Raw genomic sequence first — 18037 nt, 5'->3', positions numbered from 1 at the left:
TCTTATCCCTTCTCCATCACAGCCGCACTGTCACGATTCATCGCCGCAGGCTCCCTCAGCATCATGTTCATCACGCTTGCAAGCACAAGCATTCCAATCGATAAATAAAAAGCCAGCGTATACTCACCTGTTACGGTATAAATGACGCCGGGCACATACGCTCCGAGGGCAGAGCCAATTTGATGGGCAAGTGACAGCCAGCCGATCATGAGGCCGATCGAGTAATTCTGAAAGTACTGGGTGGCAAGCATTTGCGTCGGCGCTACCGTTGCAAAGTCCACCAATCCAAACAGAACCGCAAAGCCTAAAAGCAAGTAGGGTTCGTGGCTGTAAATCAGAATCACAATCGACAGCGCGCGCACCGCATATAAAAAACAGAGGATTTTCCGGCTGCTCCACCGATCCGCTATGATTCCGGACAGTAAGATACCAGCGATATTAAAACCGGCCAGCAGACTGACAGCGGCGCTCGTAACAGTCGTAGAAAAACCGTGATCATGAGAAAAGGGAATCAAATGGGTATCCATCAGCCCGACGGTCGTAAAGCCGCAGATTAAAAATGGAAGGATCAACAGCCAAAACTGCTTCATACGAAACATCGCGGTTACTGAGCCTGCTTTGGTTTTTGATCCTGTTTCTAACTCCTCCTCAGCAGTCCCGCCGATCGGCTCTTCATTTTTTTCTGAAGGATGATTTCGCAGCAATAAAAGGGCTGCCGGAAGGACAATGACCATTAACAGCAACCCCAATGCCACAACCGTCAGCTTCCAGCTAAACCAATGGATCAGCATAAGCGAGCCGGGAACCAGCAGCATTTGCCCCGCTCCAAAGCCCGCTTCCATGATTCCAAAGGCAAGGCCGCGCTTTTTGCTGAACCAATTCACCACCAGCACACTTGTTGCTACATTCGACGCTCCGCCAACTCCGAGTGACACCCCCAACCCGTAAAGCAGAAAGAGCTGCCACGGTGAAGTGATAAAACATGTCGAGAAAATGCTGATCCCGGTCAGTAACGTGCTCCATGATAAAACTGCCCGTGCGCCCCATCTGTCCACAAGCCGCCCGATCACAGGCTGGGATATCCCGTAAACGATAAAGCTCAGCGTTGAAATCAGCGAGATAGTGCCCCTATCCAGCGAAAACTCCCGCTCCCAAGGCTCGACAAACGCACCAAACGACAGGCGCACACCTTGTACGGCCAATAAAATCAAAAAGGTGATAAAAACGATGATCCAAGCATAGTGGAGTCTTTTCATGACAGCTCTAAATCCCATCGTTCTTCTGTCAGATGCTGTCCCCATAATGGCGTTTCTTCTTTCACTTCACTCAGTCTGAATCCAAATTTCTCGTAAAGCGGGCGGGCTTCAGCCATACTGCTCACTGTCCAAAGAAAAATCCGTTCAAACTTCCTCTCTCTGCTATATGTAACGAGATGCTCAAGCAGTTGTGTGCCCAGCCCTCTGCCTCGAAACGCGGCATCAACCAAGAACCATCTCAGCTGCACCGTCTTTTTATCTAGTTTGACCAATCCCACACAGCCTGCAAATTTTCCGCCGCTTTCCGCAATCCATATCTTCTCAATTTCCGCATCAAATGTCTCATGGAGATAAGCTAAAAATGTATCATCCCAGCCATGAGTCTCTGCATAAAATTGCCTTTGCTTTTCAATGAGAAGGTGAATATCATCCGAAAGATAATAATCTCTGATTGAAATGCCTGATGACCTGGATGAGAGCGACTGAGACAATATGGCTTCAATCTCCTCCATAGCCGTCGCAAGCTTGTGCTGCTCTTTGTCATCGATTTCCTTCAGCATCAGCTCAACCTGTTCATTCGCTTTCTTCTCAAGCTTTTTATAAATGGCTTCCCCCGTTTCCGTCACATATATATAATGATGGCGGGCATCAGCTTTGCTCTTCTCTTTATAAATCAAATCTTCTTTTTCAAACTGCTTCAGTATTCTGCTGACATATCCCCGGTCAAGCCCCAGCTTATCCTGAAGATCTTTCGCCGTACAATTTGGCGTATTGTAAATCTCAAACAAAATCCGTGTCTCCGTTAAGGAAAACGGGCTGTCATAAATGTGTTCGTTAAGGAAGCCAAGAACATTCGTGTAAAAACGATTGAACTTTCTGAATTTTAAGCCCGTTGCTGATTCATTGGTTTTCAAACTTCTCCCCACTTTCTTATATCGTTGATTAAAGCAATTATAATCACATATAGTTGCTATAGTCAACGATATGTCAAAAAAGCGGAGGAAAATTTCATTTTCCAGATGCCTTCCTCTTCCTCAACACCATCAATGTAATATACGATAAAATCAGCGAAAGCAAGCTATAGACAACGGCCCATCCCAAAAAAGATTGATTAAAAACCGTAAACGTAAGCACGAGAGAAATGATCAAACTAACTAACGGCATCATATATACATTTTTACAAACATAAGTCCCGGCGACCGATAACACAATAATTGCTAACGGTAAAATGCCGAATGCGATATCTAATTTATCCACCTGCAACAGCCTCCCCCCAGATTTTTATGTTATTTGTAAAAAACATAACTACCAAAAGGATAACATTTACTTTTTCACACAATTTAAAATTACCCGTTTACATTCACTCCAGACTATGATAATTTAAGAAAGCGCTATCACGATAAGTTAATAGCTTGGATGGAGATGAGGAGAGCCAGGAATTCCACCCCTTTTGACAAGGGGGTGTTTTCTGGCTCTTTTTGTTTTTTCAGAAGGAGGGCACGCCACACATCCAACACAAACAGCAAAGGGGATGATTTGATGTTTCACTTATTTAAACCGGCTCCGCACATTGAGAGACTGGATGATTCAAAGACGGATGCAGCTTATAAACGGCTCAGGCTGCAAGTATTCTTAGGTATTTTTATCGGCTACGCAGGCTATTACCTGCTGCGGAAAAACTTTGCTTTTGCCATTCCTTATCTGCAGGAACAAGGTTTTTCAAAAACCGAGCTTGGATTGGTGCTGGCCGCCGTATCCATTGCATACGGCTTTAGTAAATTTATTATGGGCATGGTGTCCGACCGCTGCAACCCGAGGTATTTTCTCGCGACAGGCTTATTTTTATCTGCAATTGTTAATATTCTTTTTGTTTCTATGCCCTGGGTAACTTCGAGCGTCACCATCATGTTTATTTTTATGTTTATCAATGGATGGTTCCAAGGAATGGGCTGGCCTCCATGCGGCAGAACGATGGCCCATTGGTTTTCTATTAGTGAACGCGGCACGAAGATGTCGATTTGGAATGTCGCTCACAACATTGGCGGCGGGATTCTGGCTCCGCTTGTCACTCTTGGGATTGCTATGTTTGTCACTTGGAAAAGTGTATTTTTCTTCCCTGCCATTATTGCGATTCTGATTTCATTTTTAATTGTCCTTTTGGTGCGGGATACCCCTCAATCTTGCGGGCTTCCGCCAATTGAAGAGTACCGGAACGACTATCCAAAACACGCTTTCAAAGATCAAGAAAAAGAATTAACGACAAAAGAAATCCTTTTTCAATATGTACTTAATAATAAGTTTCTTTGGTACATCGCATTTGCAAATGTATTTGTTTACTTTGTGCGGTATGGCGTAGTGGACTGGGCGCCTACTTACTTAACAGAAGCCAAAGGGTTCTCTCCTGAAGACTCCCGGTGGTCGTATTTCCTTTACGAATACGCCGGCATACCGGGAACGATCCTGTGCGGCTGGATCAGCGACCGCTTCTTTAAGAGCCGCCGCGCACCGGCAGGCGTTCTGTTTATGGCAGGTGTTTTCATTGCCGTATTGGTGTACTGGCTGAATCCGGCCGGCCATCCGCTGGTAGACAACATCGCTCTGATCAGCATCGGCTTCTTAATCTATGGACCTGTGATGCTCATCGGTCTGCAAGCCATTGATCTTGCTCCGAAAAAAGCAGCCGGAACTGCAGCTGGTTTGACCGGGTTTTTCGGATACATCGGCGGGTCTGCTTTCGCAAACGCGATTATGGGATTTGTCGTTGACCGATTTGATTGGAACGGCGGCTTCATCATGCTGATCTCATCTTGTATACTGGCCATCGTGTTCTTGGCTTTGACATGGAATACGGGAAAACGGGCGGAGCATGTTTAAGAAAAGATTATAAAAGATTAATATTTTTCCAACATGCCATTTACATCCGTTTTCTAACATAAAAGCTGTTACTGCTTGTTCATAAGGAGGAAGAAAAGATGAGAAAAAATAGATTACTAGCTTTGGTTCTGCTATCTTTTGGTTTGCTGTCGTTTATGGTTACACCAGTTTCAGCAGCCTCAAAAGGAAACCTGCTGTCTCCTGACCGTATCCTGACAGTCGCGCACAGAGGGGCTTCCGGATATGTGCCTGAGCACACGATCCTGTCTTACGAAACCGCTCAGAAAATGAAAGCCGATTATATTGAGTTGGATTTACAGATGACAAAAGACGGGCAACTCATTGTTATGCACGATGAAAAACTGGACCGCACCACAAACGGCACGGGCTGGGTGAAGGATCATACGCTCGCGGAGATTAAGAAACTTGATGCCGGCTCTTGGTTTAATGAAGCTTACCCGGCAAAAGCGAAGCCGCAGTACGCCGGCCTTAAAGTTCCTACATTAGAAGAGGTATTAAACCGTTTTGGCAAACATGCGAACTATTACATTGAAACAAAATCGCCTGACACCTATCCAGGCATGGAGGAAAAACTGATTGCTTCCTTACAGAAGCATAAACTGCTAAGCAAGCATTCAAAGCGCGGCCAAGTGATCATCCAATCGTTCAGCAAAGAAAGCCTGTTAAAAATTCATCAATTACAGCCTAACCTGCCGACTGTTCAATTGATGGAAGCAAAGCAGATAGCTTCAATGACAGATGCTGATTTGGAGGAAATCAAAACCTACGCTGTCGGCGCAGGTCCGGATTATAAAGCGTTGAATGCAGAAAATGTCCGCATGATCCGCAGCCACGGTCTGCTTTTGCATCCTTACACAGTCAATACAGAAGCAGATATGCGCCGCCTGCTGGACTGGGGAGTGACAGGAGTGTTCACCAACTATCCTGACCTCTTCCACAAAGTAAAAAAGGGTTATTAAAAGAAAAAACCTTGCGCCCACAGCGCAAGGTTTTTCTTCATTTATTCTTTTCCCGCAGCAGCTTCTGACTGTGCGCTTACCAGCTGGCTATTAATCTCCTTCGCATCTTTCAAATACTCTGTCTTGAATCCGCTCTTCAGCGCCCACACATAGAAACCGAGCGATACAAAGGCAATCAAGGCCATATCCCAGCCATACGTAATGACGTTCAGACCGCCGAATTTGTCACTGCCCAAATAGGAAATCATCATCATGACAAGCAGGTAAAACACCATCCATATGCCACCTTTAAAGTTTTGGCCAAATCCTTTCCATTTCGCCTTGGCCTGGTAATAGAAATAAATCGGAAGTCCGATCAAAATAATAAACAGAACCTGCCCTGTTAACGGCCAGCGCGCCCAATACAGCACGAGCGACGCAAAGATAAATCCAAGCGGCGCAATCACGCTTAAGCCTTTTAATCGAAGAGGCCTGTACAAATCCTTCCCTGTCCGTCTCAATGTCATCACTGTAACCGGGCCGGTGATATAAGAAATTAACGTGGCTACAGAAATAATTTCCGCTAACACACCCCACCCCCTGAACAGGAACAAAAAGATAAACGAAACAATCAAGTTAAAAAACATCGCTTGGCGCGGAACGCCGTAAATCGGATGAAGCTTGCCAAACACGCTCGGCATGTATTTGTTCTTCTCCATTCCGTAAATCATGCGGGAAGTCGTCGCCGTATACGTAATACCTGTTCCGGAAGGTGACACAAAAGCATCCGCATATAATACGATGACAAGCCAGTTAATATTTAATGCAATCGCCAAATCAGCAAAAGGAGAATTAAAATTAAGATGGCTCCAGCCGTGAGCGATATCAGACGGATTCACCGCTCCTATGAAAGCAATCTGCAGCAGCACATAAATGACTGTCGCAACTAACAGAGAACCGACAACCGCAATCGGGATCGATTTCCCGGGATTTTTGGCTTCTCCCGCCATATTGATCGGGCTTTGAAATCCGTTAAACGCAAATACGATACCTGAAGTCGCAACCGCAGTCAGAACACTTGCCCAGCCATTCGGTGCAATGCTTTGTCCCGCTGTAAAGTTTTCTCCATGAAATCCGACAAAGAGCAAAGCGCCAATTGTCAGTCCTGGAATAATGATTTTAAAAATCGTAATTAATGAATTCGCTTTCGAAAACAAATTGACTGTCCAGTAGTTCAGCAGAAAATAAATCAGAAGCAAAACAGAAGCGAACACCAATCCTTCTCCTGTCAGCGTTCCGTTTTTCACCAAACCGCTTGTCCATTTCGCCCATTCCCATGGCCACGAACTCATATATTGAACAGAGGCTACAGCTTCAACAGGAATAACGGATACAATTGCAATCCAGTTGGCCCAGCCTGCAATAAATCCGATAAACGAACCGTGTGAATATTGCGTATATTTCACCATTCCTCCTGCCTCAGGGAACATAGAACCTAATTCACTGTAAGAAAGAGCAATAAATAAAATAACAATCATGCCGATAACCCATGAAATAATAGCAGCAGGCCCCGCAATTTGGGCAGCGCGCCACGCCCCAAATAACCAGCCTGACCCGATCATCGACCCGAGCCCGACCATCATAAGGGCAAACGTTCCCATTCTTCGATGTAACTGATTCATATCGTAAACACCTTTCATGTATGATGACATTCTGTTGCTAAGTTATATTATTATTCTGATTACTTTACTTTGTCAATATTTATCGAATGATAACTAAAATAATAAAAAATCAATGTACCTCGTCTTCCAATATAGGAATTTAGTAACTATCTTTACCTAAAATAGAATTTACTGTAAAAAAATCAATAAAATACACAGAGGTTTAGCCTTAAGCAGAACGGGAATGATACAGGAAACATTATTTTTAAAATAGAAAGGAGTTATTACCATGAAACAAAAGCTGTTACTTTCCGGTCTCGCTGTTTCAACTGTCGGCATCACTTCTTATCTATTAAAAGACCCGTCAAACCGCCAAAAGGCAAGAGAATTCATTCACAGCATGAAAATGAAGATAACAAAACAACCAGACATGGAAACGTTCCCAGTCGATAAAGCCGGTCACCCGCACCCGCATGACATTGAGGACAACAAAATGGTATCCGAAGGCTCCATGTATCCTGTTCAATACTACGATGAAAAAAAGAAGTAATCAAAAAGCTCTCTTCGAAAAGGAAGAGAGCTTTTATATTTAGATTTTCCGTCTAATGCTGCTCATCACAAAACCGCTTTCAGGCAATGACGGCATTCTGGCAAGACTGTAATGCAGCGATTGTGTTGGCACGTCATATTCAACCTGATTCACGAGAAAATCCAGGCTCGCTTTCATCACTTCAATGGTAATCCCTTCCCCCGGACAGCGGTGGCCCTTCTCCGCGTTGCCCCCGCCTTGAGGGATGAAATCAAACGGATTGTCCTCCCGCTCTTTAAATCGCTCAGGCCGGAACTCATCAGGCTTGTCCCACATACGGGGATCATGATTCGTTCCATACACATCAAGCAGCACTGATGCACCCTTTTTAAACTCACAATCATTCCATATAAAATCTTTTTTGACAACGGCTCCTAAAAACGGTCCGAACGGATAAAATCTGCGCACCTCCTGCACAAACATTTCTCTTTCCTGACTGCCTCCAGAACGAAGCCATTCCTTATACTTCGGGTGTTCATGCAGCGCCAACGCTGAAAACGAAATAAAGTAAGCTATCGCTATAATCGGACGCAGCACATTAATGAGCTCGATGGCTGCCATGCGGGCATCAAGCCGGCTCCCATTCTCTTGCGTATAAAAAGCCATTTCATGCAGCGCTGAACCATTTTCAGTTTTCAGCCTGCCGCCGCGGACCTCTTCAATCATTTTTTCAATCCACTCTTCTGTTCGGGGTCTCGCTCTTCTTCCCTTCCAATGCCGCGGTCCCACAGCACCGAACGCGTCTACCATGTCGATGAAATCGTCCGCTCTCTCTTTCACTTCCGTTTCCTTCAGCGGAACACCCGCCCAATAGCAAGCCACCCGGCATAAGATTTCTTTTGCTTCATCAAACAACACAACCTGATCCGCCATTTCCCATCTTGTAACAGCCGCTTCCCACTGCTCTGTCATCAGCTCAGCCAGCCGTTTTTGATGCGGCGGTGTCATTAATGACAGAAAAAGCAGCTTCCGATGAATATGAGCGTCGCCATCCATTGTCTGGATTGCATTTGCGCCAAACAGCGATTTCTGCACTCGTTTCGGGAGAGCACCCTGCCGCTGAAACCGTTCGGTATCATAAAATACCTTCGCAGCCTCCGCGCCGCTCATACAAATAAATGTTTTTCCAAGCAAGCGTGCCTGGAACAAATCCGAATGGTAATGCTCTTTTCTATTCTTTATAAACAAATATCCTTCCCGCATCAAAGCCACACTGTTATCGAGGCTTTTGTCATGTGGAATCTGCTCATTCATCCCGCAACCCTGCCTTCCTTTTTTACTTCTGTTTTCACGTTATCTCACGAAGATAAACCCCATTACAGTATTTGTCTCCAAGCATTTTTTCATTACTTTTAAAGGTAGAAAAGCAGAAATGGAGAAAAGATAGATGATCAAAACAAAGGGGAGATCAAAGTGAAGAAATGGATATATGCTTTTCTTGTGCTCGTCATTGCCGTGACAGGAGGTTTGTCCGTTCATGCAAAAGCGCCCGCCAATGAAACAAAAAAACACCTGAATGTCAGCCGAATGGATGTGGATAAGGAGTTCAAGGATACTGACGGAACCTTCATCCTTCATGATCTAGAAAAGGATAAGACATTTGTCTACAACAAGGAACGGGCCAACAAAAGACAAACTCCGCAATCTACCTTTAAAGTGACCAATGCCTTAATCGGCTTGCAGGTAAAAGCCGTCCGGGATGAATACGATGTCAAACGCTGGGATGGCGTCAAACGCGAATTCGAATCATGGAACCGCGACCATACACTTGGCTCAGCCATGCGGGAATCTGCCATATGGTATTACCAGGCATTAGCGAGGGACATCGGCGAGGAAAGAATGAAAACATGGCTTCATACCCTGTCATACGGAAACGAAGATATCAGCGGCGGAATCGACCAGTTTTGGCTGCAAAGCTCTCTGACAATTTCTCCGTTGGAACAAGAAGCCTTTATGGAGAAGCTTTACAAAGAGAAGCTCCCGTTTGACAAAACGGTCATGAAAACGGTCAAACGCATGATGATTCAAGAAGAAGGAGATCATTATACGCTTTACGGTAAAACCGGAACCCGCCTGACAGACATGGGATTAGGATGGTTTGTCGGATTCATCAAAACAGAGCACGGCTCCTATACGTTTGTCACAAATGTTGATGATACCGGTACAACAGCCAAAAACATCACAATTGATATTCTAAAAAAATATGGCCTGATCACTTCATAAATGAATGAGCCCTGCAAACGTACAGGGCTCTTAAATGTCATGCTCAAAGCAATAATGATTCACAAGCTCTTCAATCAAATCATGACCCGGGTAATTTCCGTTAAACTCGAATTCAATTTCTTCAACAAATTCTCCATGATGATACACGTGGATCGCCCCATTTTGCCGGACGACACTAAACTCCGGCTGAAACGTATATCCGCTTCGTTCAATCGCACCCAATTTCATTCCCGCCTTTCTCAAAGCAGTAATTCATACACCTCATTTAATTCCTTGGCCCGTTTTTGATCCTGTTCGTCTTGGGCATACTTAATTTCCTTTTCCAGCACCTGATTCAAATATGACATCTCATCGTCATCCAAATCCTTTACAAACTCCTCTTCATTGGCATAGCGCTTCGCCAGCATCTTCTTGCAAATCCGCAGACAGACTTCGTTTTCAAGATGATTTGAAAGTGATTCGCGCAAATAACCGAGTGTAACATCCATAGTATAAGCACCTTTCCTTTGCGTTCTATATCCTATAGGTTGCTGAAATGAGAAAAATCCATACGTAAAAAATGAAAAAAGAGACATCAGTCAATGTCTCTTTTTCCTGTATTATTCAGCTGCTTGATTTCTTTTTGTAAGATCCGCCTGCACGCGCTTCCCAATTCCAAAAGCATAATAACTGATGACCACAAGAGCTAAGAAAATAACCCCTACAATTAAAGATATCCGAGTATCATCATTAAACCACATGCCGACAAGAACCATCAGCAAGAAAGCAATCGTCAAATAATTTGTGAAAGGTGCAAACGGCATTTTGAACGGATGTTTATCTAACGCCGCGCCCTTCGCTTTTCTGAATCCGAGGTGGCTGATCAAAATGATAAACCAAGGAATCATCCCCGGCAGCACGCTTGCGCTGTATACATAAACGAAAATCTTCGGCGGCGCAACATAGTTCAGCACAACGCCGACAGCTAATCCGATCAGCACCGCGATTGTGCCATACAGCGGCACACCATTGCGAGAAATCTTCGCAAAGAATTTCGGTGCCTGTCCATTGACACCTAATGTATAAAGCATACGTCCCGCGCTGAATATCCCGCTGTTGCAGCCTGACATCGCCGCCGTGATAACGACAAAGTTAATAATGCCAGCCGCTGCTGTAATTCCAACTTTAGAAAACGTAGACACAAACGGGCTTCCAAGTGAATTCAGCTCATCCCAAGGATATACCGTCACGATCACAAAAATAGCACCGATATAGAAAATCAAAATACGCCAGATAATGCTTTGAATCGCGTTGCGCAGCGTGTTTTGCGGGTCCTTTGCTTCTCCGGCAGTAATCCCGATCAGCTCAACCCCTTGATAAGCCGCAATAACCAGAGACAATGCAAAGAAAAATCCTGAGAAACCGCCCGCAAAGAAGCCTCCGTGAGACCACAGATTAGACAAACCGATAGCATCTCCGCCGTTGCCAAAGCCAAAGAAGATAATCCCGATTCCGGCAATAATCATTAAGATAATCGTCACGATTTTAATCATCGCAAACCAAAACTCAAACTCGCCGAACGACTTAACAGAAATTAAGTTCGCCGCACCGAGAATTGCCATAGCTACGATACCAGGTATCCAAGCAGGCAAATCCGGGAACCAATATTTCATATAAGAACCGACTGCGATAATTTCTGACATGCCGACGATAATCCACTGGAACCAGTTGCTCCACGCCGTCATATAACCAGCAAGGGGATGAATGTATTTATGGCCGAATGTTGCAAAAGAACCGGTACTCGGCTCCACATACAGCATTTCACCCATTGCACGCATGATAAAAAAGATAAAAATTCCGCAAATCGCATAAGCCAGAAGGACAGAAGGGCCAGTCCATGAAATCGTGCTGGCAGAACCCATAAATAAACCAACACCGATCGTACCGCCCAAGGCAATCATCTGAATATGACGTGCGCTCAAACCCCTCTTCAATTCTTTATTTTCCACTCCGCTTCCTCCTCTTAAAAACGAATACATGTACAGCTCAACCGAAATAGGATCAAGGCCGGCCAGCCTCCAAAACGTTCTTCATTTCTTATTAAGCTGCAAATATCAGAAAATTCAATCATAAAATTGTTAGATAATCTCCAAAATTACTTATTTCATCATAATAAATTTCTCTGGAAAATACAATTGTTTTTTTCGGGTAAACACTTTCATTCAATGGGTTTGATCTATCACTTTAATTAAAATCTTTTATATGAATATAATGAAATCATGACAATATTGAAAACGATGCATGATACAGCTGCTTTCATGAGATGGGCATAAAAAAATAAGCTGTTCACGATGAACAGCTTACCTAATAATTCACGCCGGTTTGACGTTTTAATGTTTCAAGCCACTCTGTATCACCTGTCCCATAGACCTTGCTTTGCCCCAAATCTCTCAAAGACCCATTCCTGTAGCCAATTGACAGAATGAAATCAGGGATGGCATCATACCCGATTTTCGCAATGTTACTGAGCTGTGAACCATAGTGAGATATAGCATAGGAAGCAGTTTGTTTTTGCATAGGATCATTCTCAAGTTTTTCTTTATATACCTCTAATAGATCTCGTCCGTCAGGTGTGATGTATCGGCCATCGACAACTTCTAAATCCTTCAAATGGTAGCCTGTGACTTCGTACATCTCACGAACTGCTTGGTACTTTTGATACGCCGCTTCGGAATATTGTGCTGAATCGCTGGTCTGGCTTTTCAAGATATGTAAAAACAGCTCTTTGCTGTTGTCTCCAGATTGCAGCAATCGCTCAATTTGACCGATGAGCTCCTTGTCGTCTGTTCCGCTCACCTTTACCTTATAATCGATGGGTGTAATGGTAAACGTAAGTTCTGTACCCGCCGGGATTTGAATATGGTTCCGATTCAGGAGCACTTGAAGCTGTTGGTTAACTTGGCTTCGCTGGAACACCTTTGCATTCTCGGATTCCACTTCCCCATTAAACGTAAGATTGCGAAACGCTGCATCCTGGAGGTTATAGTTTTGCGCCTTTCCTTTGAATAGCCATTCTGTTTCATTATCGTAAGCAGCCTGTCTTTCTGCAGCTGACAGATCACTTCTGAAATAAGGAGACTTCGAATTTTGATACTTATCCTTTATATAACCTAAAGGATCGGACTTCGTTTTGTTTATCGCATTCAGCCGACTGTACTTTTCATCTAGAATTTTGATTCGGATATCGCTCTCAGATTCATAAGGATTATTGGATCGAATCACAGCTTCTTCCCCTGTGTCTTTCACTGTTCGGTCATTTGCTGATTGAAACATTTTGCTGAAAGTCCCGTTGTTCCCCGCTACACTGGTTTTTGAGTAATTGAGCTGATCGATTCCCTTCTCAGAGGGCCGTGTCTCAAGCCGGCTGTATGCCTTTTCCAGCACCTCTGCAGATGTACTCCTGCCTTTATCAGCCGAAACCTTTTTTGTGATATTCTGTGCCATGAGCTGGGTGCGGATATATTGACGATTCAGACGCATTCGATTCCCTCCTGAATAATTCTCTCCTCTCTATTTATCGGCAAATCTCTTGTATATATTAACCTCTTAAAACATTTATTTACACTTGAAACTTTATTATGTATGATGGAAAAAAAAGGAGGTTTTCTCATGGCTAAAAAATGGATCATTCAATTCGCTCTCATGCTGTCAGTTCTATTTACTTGTACTTATTCTGCTTCCGCAGCCGGAATCACTGCCATTACAGGGAACAATTCATTTGATACAGCAGTCCCAATCGGATATTGGAAATATAAGAATATAGACACAACGATACTGGAAGCCGGACAAGATGAAGCCTATTTCACATTTACAGCCAATAAGGGAGAAAAAGTATACGTAAGAAGTACATACCAGAGTGCGTACACAGGGATGAAAATTGAAATTTACGATAAGAACAGAGTACCTGTTTCGCAAGGCACAGAAGTCATTAATCCTAATACATTTTCTTCTTTTATTTATGCAAACGCCGACGCCCAAAACACCACTGATACATTCTATGTGAAAGTGTCCCGCGGCACCTATACTGGAAACATGTATTTCACACTTTCAATTGAAGACCGGATCAAATCCGGCAGCGGAACGTTCCAATTCAGCGGCGTGGCTGAAAATAAAGGAAATACAAACCTTAGCCCCTCAGGTTCTGACTCCAGCGTCATCAAGCTTGACTTAACAAACCAATCAGGAATTCCTCGTGATGCCACTGTAACAAGAGTCCAAACAACCGCTACTCAAACACCAAGCCAGGGAAATACACGACATATCATCATGACGAGTGAAAACAGCGAATGGCGCCGTGCTCTTGTGAATAGCTCAACTTCGGGATCTTATGATATATCCTTAACAGACCAACTCAGTGTGGCAAAGGTATGGAGTTTTAAATACAATACATTAGCGACTGCGAAATCAACGATGAGTAATGTAAAGGCAAAAATAGATTATCAATACGATGTCACAAAGCAGTTTTAATGTCATACTGAGCTGGCTCAGATTCCATGATCCGGCTCTTTTTTATGCTAAGCTTCCATAGAATAGACTTAGCCCAAGATGCAATTGTTTTGATAAACTATAATCAGTACAACCAAGGGAAGTGCATTGCAAATGGCATTAAAACAGTTAAAAAAGCTATTATTTGACCGCCCACTGAAGAACGGCGTCATACTGAACAACCAATACAAAATCGAAGAATGCCTCGGCATGGGCGGCTACGGCTTGGTTTATGTGTGCACCGATATCCATACGCAAACACCGTACGTCTTAAAACAGCTCCGTCCGACAAAAGCCAAAAAACAAAAGGAAAGAGTCCGATTTCAGCAGGAAATTGGTCTGCTCAAAAGCATCAGCCACCCGCAAATCCCGGCCTTCATAGAAGACTTCAGCTTAGACGGACAAGCCTGCTATGTCATGCAGCTGGTCGAGGGCGATAATATAGAGGAATTGTTATTTTTTCAAAAACAGCCGTTTAGAGAGCTGATGGCATTACAGCTGATGTCTCAGCTGCTGGACATTGTAGAATACCTGCATGAACGTCTCATTTTTCACACTGACATCAGAACGCCAAACATTATGATGAATCACGGTAACGTATATCTTATCGATTTCGGCCTTGCCAAACAGTTATCTCATGAAGAAGATGAGGAATTAAAGCTCAGAAAGCAGGATGACTTCTTCGATCTCGGAGAAACCCTGTTGTTCCTGCTGTACTCTCAATATAAAGGGAAAAAGAAGAAAAACGCCACTTGGCTGGAGGAATTAACGCTGACAAAAGAAGTAACGCTGCTGCTGAAAAAATTATTGGGCATTGATGAAGAGTATCAGCACACGGCTTCCATTCGCGAAGACCTGAAGCGTGCGATTCAATCAGTGACATAAAAAAACCCTTGTCCCAATGCGGAACAAGAACTTTTTTTGCGATTAACTGCTGCTGTAGCTCCGGCGTTTGTAGCGGTGGCTGCCGCCATAACGATCGTAATGTCTTCTTCTGCCAGAACTGCTGCTGTAGCTCCGGTAATGGCGGCGCCGGCTGCTGCTGTAGTGCCGGTGTCTGCGATGGCGATCACTCGAGCTGCTAGAGAGGTACTTGATCGTTTTGATGATTTTTTTAAACATATGCTGTTCACCCCTTTTCTGCTTCCTATTATATATAATTGTTCGGTAGAAAGAAAAACATAGCCCGATCACTTTTTTGAAAACAAAAACGCAGTCCCATTTTCATTTGTCTGCAGCTCATAGCTAATATGAAGCAACCGGCATATATCCTCAATAATCTTCAACCCAAGCCCGTTACTATCTTGATCTCTATCAAATCCAATGCCATCATCGCGAATCGAAACAGCGCCGTTTTCTATCGTGACTTCCAGCTTTTCAGCTTTCGAATGCTTTAGCGTATTTTGAAAAATGTTATCGAATAACCTTTGGATCCATAAACTGTTGCTCATCCATATCAAACTTTGGTCTGACGGCTTAAATTGCAATTCTATGCCATTGATACTGTATAAATAATCCCACTTTTTCACTGTGGTTTCTAATAGATCAGAAATATTGACTTCTTCATTTACAATATAAGAACTCTCTAACGTTTCGGCTGAGTAATGATTGAATTCATTCGTTAATTCCGCAATATATTCAATTTGCTGGTACAAAGATTCAAATGCGGTTTGATCCTGGCACTGGCTCTCCAAATAAAATAACTGCAGCCTGAGAGCTGTTAAAGGTGTATTGATATCATGCCTTAGTTTTTGCAGCAGCTCCTTTTTTATTTCCTCTCGCTGTCTTAGTTCCAGTTCCCGGTACGTTGTCCGTTCAATTAACAAGTTGACCGACTTGATCAATTCGCCAATTTCATCAGCGCGTTTCACTTCTATTTTATCGGGCACCTTTTGATCACTCGCCAGATGCCGAATGGTTTGATTCAATAGATTGATTTTACGCAGCAGAGAATGGATCGATTTTGAAAATAAAAAAGCTAACAATAAAAGTGATAATAAAAATACGGCCAGCATTGCCGGATACGCAAAAGACCTGTGAAAAGGCATGCCATGATTGATCGGTTTAAACAGGCTGTCATAAATCACCGACATCAAAATGCTAACCGCCAGCAACAGTACCGGGACACTAATGACGGCCGTACATAATAACAGCTGATATTTTGTCTTTAGCTTCATTTCTTCACAACGGTATTCAGCCGATACCCTTCTCCATAGATATTTTCAATGATCTCACCCGCTACATCATTAATTTTCGCTCTGATTTTTTTAATGTGCACATTCACGATATTCGGATTTCTGTCTTCAAGCTGCCATAGATAATCAAAGAAATGTTCCTTTGTTAAAATATTGTTTCTGTTTTCATACAGATAAAAGAATATTTTCCGCTCAATCGCGGTAAACAGCACTTCATGGTGCAAACTCCCATTGAATACCTTTTTGGTGTCTGCATCAATATACAAATGTTTGATTTGCGTAAAGGTGCCATAATGATGCTCAAGCATATTTTTCATTCTCAGCAGCAGCTCTCTCGGATCAAAAGGCTTTACCATGTAATCCTCGCCAATTTTCAACCCTTGAAGCTTGCTGTCCATGTCATTGCGGGCGGACAGAAAAATAATAGGAAGGTTTAACCCTAAATCTTTAATTTTCTTAGACATTTGATACCCGTCCTCACCCGGCAGCATCACATCCATAATGACCAAATCCGCCTTCTGAATCACCGAAAGCACATCCGCTCCATCTGTTTTCCACATCACATGATATCCCTCACGCTGCAAAATCTTCTGCAGCAGATCACCAATCATGACATCGTCTTCCACGATTAAAATATGATAACCCTTCATCTTAGCGAACCTTTCATTTCAGTTTTTGTTTGAGAAACTTCATAGAAAGCTGATAGATCTGATCAGGCTGGTATAAATATATGCTGTGTGTGCCCCTTAACTCTTTCACTTCTGATACTTCTAATTGGTCTGCAAGTTCTTTATAATCTTTACGTTGCTGTTTTGTATATTTTGAGTTTTTATATTGATCAGCGATGGCATCTAAAAATAAAATCGGGGTTTCTTTTGGTACCGGAAGATTCACTGATTTGCTGCCGTTTTGGTCAGACTGTAACAGCTCATGCTCCATATCAGCATTAAAAAATTGCTTAAAATTAATGGCTTTATAGATTTCTTTTTCTTCATCAGTTAAAAACGACTGCCGAATCACCTCAGAATTGTATACTGCGGAAGGCATAAATCGATGAAAACCGATCGAAGTCAACAGATGGAACCCCCTCACTTTCAGTCTGTCAATCTCGCTCATTTTATGCGTGACATACTGCTGAGGCAATCCAATATCCATCGCAACAATCGCCTTAATTTCCTCAGGATATTTCTGCGCCCAATAAATCGCTTCAATCCCGGATATGGAATGAGGCATTAAAATATAAGGAGGCTTATTCCCGCTTTGCAGAAGCGCTTTTCTCGTCTGTTCTAATATTGTATCAATATCCCTGCCATCATCATACACGTCGCTGTAGCCATAGCCTGCACGATCCACTACAGCAATCTTGTTTTCTTTTGAAAACTTGCTGTACAACCCCTTCATCTCATAAGCAGGCGCAGCAATCCCCGAACCAGACATAAACACAAACGTATCCTTCCCGCTTCCCTCTTGATACACATTCATCTTTTTACCGTCAACATCGACTAATGTGCCTTTTTCTTTAAGGAGTGCTGCTTCCTTATTTAGCTGGTAATGGTGATAGATAAAGACCGAGACGGCTGCAAGCAAAATCAAAGCACCTATGCTGCCAAAAAAGATTTTTACGACTTTCCATAACGTTTTCATATGATGCTCCTTTCACGTGATACTGAAAGGATACGATATGAAAATAAATAACTGATTAACTTTGGAACAGTTTTATTTTCATATTTGACTTTGCCCTTACAGAAAGGTGTAC

At 43.2% G+C, this 18037-nt stretch carries 19 protein-coding genes; 6 read left to right on the top strand and 13 right to left on the bottom strand.

The features are described from left to right. Positions 1 to 2: 2 nt before the first annotated feature. From NSS75_RS01615 to NSS75_RS01605, 3 genes are all read right to left on the bottom strand, one after another. Positions 3 to 1256 carry an MFS transporter gene (locus tag NSS75_RS01615; RefSeq protein ID WP_024120057.1) on the bottom strand — a complete coding sequence of 418 codons (1254 nt, stop codon included), beginning with the start codon at positions 1254 to 1256 and terminating at the stop codon, positions 3 to 5. Further along, positions 1253 to 2170 carry a helix-turn-helix domain-containing GNAT family N-acetyltransferase gene (locus NSS75_RS01610; RefSeq protein WP_127696108.1) on the bottom strand — a complete coding sequence of 306 codons (918 nt, stop codon included), beginning with the start codon at positions 2168 to 2170 and terminating at the stop codon, positions 1253 to 1255. Before NSS75_RS01610 ends, NSS75_RS01615 begins: the two co-directional genes overlap by 4 nt. Positions 2171 to 2264: 94 nt before the next feature. Then, positions 2265 to 2513 carry a YbeF family protein gene (locus NSS75_RS01605; protein ID WP_268497033.1) on the bottom strand — a complete coding sequence of 83 codons (249 nt, stop codon included), beginning with the start codon at positions 2511 to 2513 and terminating at the stop codon, positions 2265 to 2267. A 282-nt stretch (positions 2514 to 2795) separates the two neighbouring features. On the opposite strand from NSS75_RS01605, the gene glpT reads away from it, so the two are divergent. Both glpT and NSS75_RS01595 read left to right on the top strand, forming a co-directional pair. Beyond that, complete coding sequence (gene glpT / locus NSS75_RS01600; RefSeq protein ID WP_024120054.1) at positions 2796 to 4130, top strand: glycerol-3-phosphate transporter; 1335 nt, start codon at positions 2796 to 2798, stop codon at positions 4128 to 4130. Between the two features lie 98 nt (positions 4131 to 4228). Beyond that, entirely contained in the window at positions 4229 to 5110 is an 882-nt protein-coding gene (locus tag NSS75_RS01595; protein WP_095714522.1) for a glycerophosphodiester phosphodiesterase, read from the top strand. Between the two features lie 41 nt (positions 5111 to 5151). Here the strand turns inward: NSS75_RS01595 and NSS75_RS01590 are convergent, their stop codons facing one another. After that, positions 5152 to 6771 carry an APC family permease gene (locus tag NSS75_RS01590; RefSeq protein WP_024120052.1) on the bottom strand — a complete coding sequence of 540 codons (1620 nt, stop codon included), beginning with the start codon at positions 6769 to 6771 and terminating at the stop codon, positions 5152 to 5154. A 268-nt stretch (positions 6772 to 7039) separates the two neighbouring features. On the opposite strand from NSS75_RS01590, the gene NSS75_RS01585 reads away from it, so the two are divergent. Beyond that, entirely contained in the window at positions 7040 to 7300 is a 261-nt protein-coding gene (locus NSS75_RS01585) for a hypothetical protein (RefSeq protein WP_024120051.1), read from the top strand. Between the two features lie 39 nt (positions 7301 to 7339). Here NSS75_RS01585 and NSS75_RS01580 read toward each other — a convergent pair whose 3' ends face one another. Beyond that, positions 7340 to 8593: a cytochrome P450 gene (locus NSS75_RS01580; protein WP_339235552.1), complete on the bottom strand. Its 1254-nt coding sequence runs from the start codon at positions 8591 to 8593 to the stop codon at positions 7340 to 7342. 159 nt (positions 8594 to 8752) lie between these two features. Here NSS75_RS01580 and blaOXA point away from each other — a divergent pair, with 159 nt between their 5' ends. Beyond that, complete coding sequence (blaOXA, locus tag NSS75_RS01575) at positions 8753 to 9562, top strand: class D beta-lactamase (RefSeq protein ID WP_339235549.1); 810 nt, start codon at positions 8753 to 8755, stop codon at positions 9560 to 9562. A 30-nt stretch (positions 9563 to 9592) separates the two neighbouring features. Here the strand turns inward: blaOXA and NSS75_RS01570 are convergent, their stop codons facing one another. From NSS75_RS01570 to NSS75_RS01555, 4 genes are all read right to left on the bottom strand, one after another. Then, a complete protein-coding gene (locus tag NSS75_RS01570) occupies positions 9593 to 9784 on the bottom strand; it encodes a DUF5370 family protein (RefSeq protein ID WP_024120048.1) in 192 nt (63 codons plus the stop codon). Positions 9785 to 9801: 17 nt separating this feature from the next. Further along, positions 9802 to 10050 (bottom strand): sigma-G-dependent sporulation-specific acid-soluble spore protein CsgA, encoded by a 249-nt coding sequence (locus NSS75_RS01565; protein WP_010332841.1) that lies wholly within the window; start codon positions 10048 to 10050, stop codon positions 9802 to 9804. Between the two features lie 111 nt (positions 10051 to 10161). Continuing rightward, positions 10162 to 11550 carry an amino acid permease gene (locus NSS75_RS01560; RefSeq protein WP_024120047.1) on the bottom strand — a complete coding sequence of 463 codons (1389 nt, stop codon included), beginning with the start codon at positions 11548 to 11550 and terminating at the stop codon, positions 10162 to 10164. A 355-nt stretch (positions 11551 to 11905) separates the two neighbouring features. Beyond that, a complete protein-coding gene (locus tag NSS75_RS01555) occupies positions 11906 to 13081 on the bottom strand; it encodes a DUF4885 domain-containing protein (protein ID WP_339235544.1) in 1176 nt (391 codons plus the stop codon). Between the two features lie 129 nt (positions 13082 to 13210). Here NSS75_RS01555 and NSS75_RS01550 point away from each other — a divergent pair, with 129 nt between their 5' ends. Further along, positions 13211 to 14068, top strand: a complete 858-nt coding sequence (locus NSS75_RS01550; RefSeq protein ID WP_101860227.1) for a hypothetical protein — start codon at positions 13211 to 13213, stop codon at positions 14066 to 14068. A gap of 132 nt (positions 14069 to 14200) precedes the next feature. Next, the gene (locus NSS75_RS01545; RefSeq protein WP_024120044.1) at positions 14201 to 14971 is read left to right on the top strand and encodes a protein kinase; all 771 of its coding nucleotides are present in this window, start codon (positions 14201 to 14203) and stop codon (positions 14969 to 14971) included. On the opposite strand, the gene NSS75_RS01540 is transcribed toward NSS75_RS01545, so the two are convergent. Genes NSS75_RS01540 through NSS75_RS01525 form a run of 4 tightly spaced genes read right to left on the bottom strand, consistent with a single transcriptional unit; the run spans position 14956 to position 17925 of the window. After that, positions 14956 to 15219 (bottom strand): hypothetical protein, encoded by a 264-nt coding sequence (locus NSS75_RS01540; RefSeq protein ID WP_255238365.1) that lies wholly within the window; start codon positions 15217 to 15219, stop codon positions 14956 to 14958. The genes NSS75_RS01545 and NSS75_RS01540 overlap by 16 nt on opposite strands. A 57-nt stretch (positions 15220 to 15276) precedes the next feature. Continuing rightward, positions 15277 to 16263 (bottom strand): HAMP domain-containing sensor histidine kinase, encoded by a 987-nt coding sequence (locus NSS75_RS01535; protein WP_339235538.1) that lies wholly within the window; start codon positions 16261 to 16263, stop codon positions 15277 to 15279. Next, positions 16260 to 16931, bottom strand: coding sequence for a response regulator transcription factor (locus NSS75_RS01530; RefSeq protein ID WP_101864815.1), 672 nt, complete (start codon positions 16929 to 16931; stop codon positions 16260 to 16262). Before NSS75_RS01530 ends, NSS75_RS01535 begins: the two co-directional genes overlap by 4 nt. A 13-nt stretch (positions 16932 to 16944) precedes the next feature. Beyond that, on the bottom strand, positions 16945 to 17925 hold the full coding sequence (locus NSS75_RS01525; RefSeq protein ID WP_024120040.1) for an alpha/beta hydrolase: 981 nt from the start codon (positions 17923 to 17925) through the stop codon (positions 16945 to 16947). Between the last annotated feature and the right edge of the window lie 112 nt (positions 17926 to 18037).

The organism is Bacillus sp. FSL K6-1012 (assembly GCF_037964915.1).
GTDB lineage: Bacteria > Bacillota > Bacilli > Bacillales > Bacillaceae > Bacillus > Bacillus halotolerans.
Note: the sequence above shows the minus strand (reverse complement) of the source record. Positions and strands in the feature narration are given on the sequence as shown.

Excerpts from the sequence above, each read along its gene's own strand:
- NSS75_RS01595 (WP_095714522.1), top strand. The coding sequence starts at position 4,229 with ATGAGAAAAAATAGATTACTAGCTTTGGTTCTGCTATCTTTTGGTTTG.
- NSS75_RS01550 (WP_101860227.1), top strand. The coding sequence starts at position 13,211 with ATGGCTAAAAAATGGATCATTCAATTCGCTCTCATGCTGTCAGTTCTA.
- NSS75_RS01565 (WP_010332841.1), bottom strand. The coding sequence starts at position 10,050 with ATGGATGTTACACTCGGTTATTTGCGCGAATCACTTTCAAATCATCTT.
- NSS75_RS01545 (WP_024120044.1), top strand. The coding sequence starts at position 14,201 with ATGGCATTAAAACAGTTAAAAAAGCTATTATTTGACCGCCCACTGAAG.
- NSS75_RS01580 (WP_339235552.1), bottom strand. The coding sequence starts at position 8,593 with ATGAATGAGCAGATTCCACATGACAAAAGCCTCGATAACAGTGTGGCT.
- NSS75_RS01585 (WP_024120051.1), top strand. The coding sequence starts at position 7,040 with ATGAAACAAAAGCTGTTACTTTCCGGTCTCGCTGTTTCAACTGTCGGC.
- glpT (WP_024120054.1), top strand. The coding sequence starts at position 2,796 with ATGTTTCACTTATTTAAACCGGCTCCGCACATTGAGAGACTGGATGAT.
- NSS75_RS01530 (WP_101864815.1), bottom strand. The coding sequence starts at position 16,931 with ATGAAGGGTTATCATATTTTAATCGTGGAAGACGATGTCATGATTGGT.
- NSS75_RS01535 (WP_339235538.1), bottom strand. The coding sequence starts at position 16,263 with ATGAAGCTAAAGACAAAATATCAGCTGTTATTATGTACGGCCGTCATT.
- NSS75_RS01615 (WP_024120057.1), bottom strand. The coding sequence starts at position 1,256 with ATGAAAAGACTCCACTATGCTTGGATCATCGTTTTTATCACCTTTTTG.
- NSS75_RS01525 (WP_024120040.1), bottom strand. The coding sequence starts at position 17,925 with ATGAAAACGTTATGGAAAGTCGTAAAAATCTTTTTTGGCAGCATAGGT.
- NSS75_RS01590 (WP_024120052.1), bottom strand. The coding sequence starts at position 6,771 with ATGAATCAGTTACATCGAAGAATGGGAACGTTTGCCCTTATGATGGTC.
- NSS75_RS01555 (WP_339235544.1), bottom strand. The coding sequence starts at position 13,081 with ATGCGTCTGAATCGTCAATATATCCGCACCCAGCTCATGGCACAGAAT.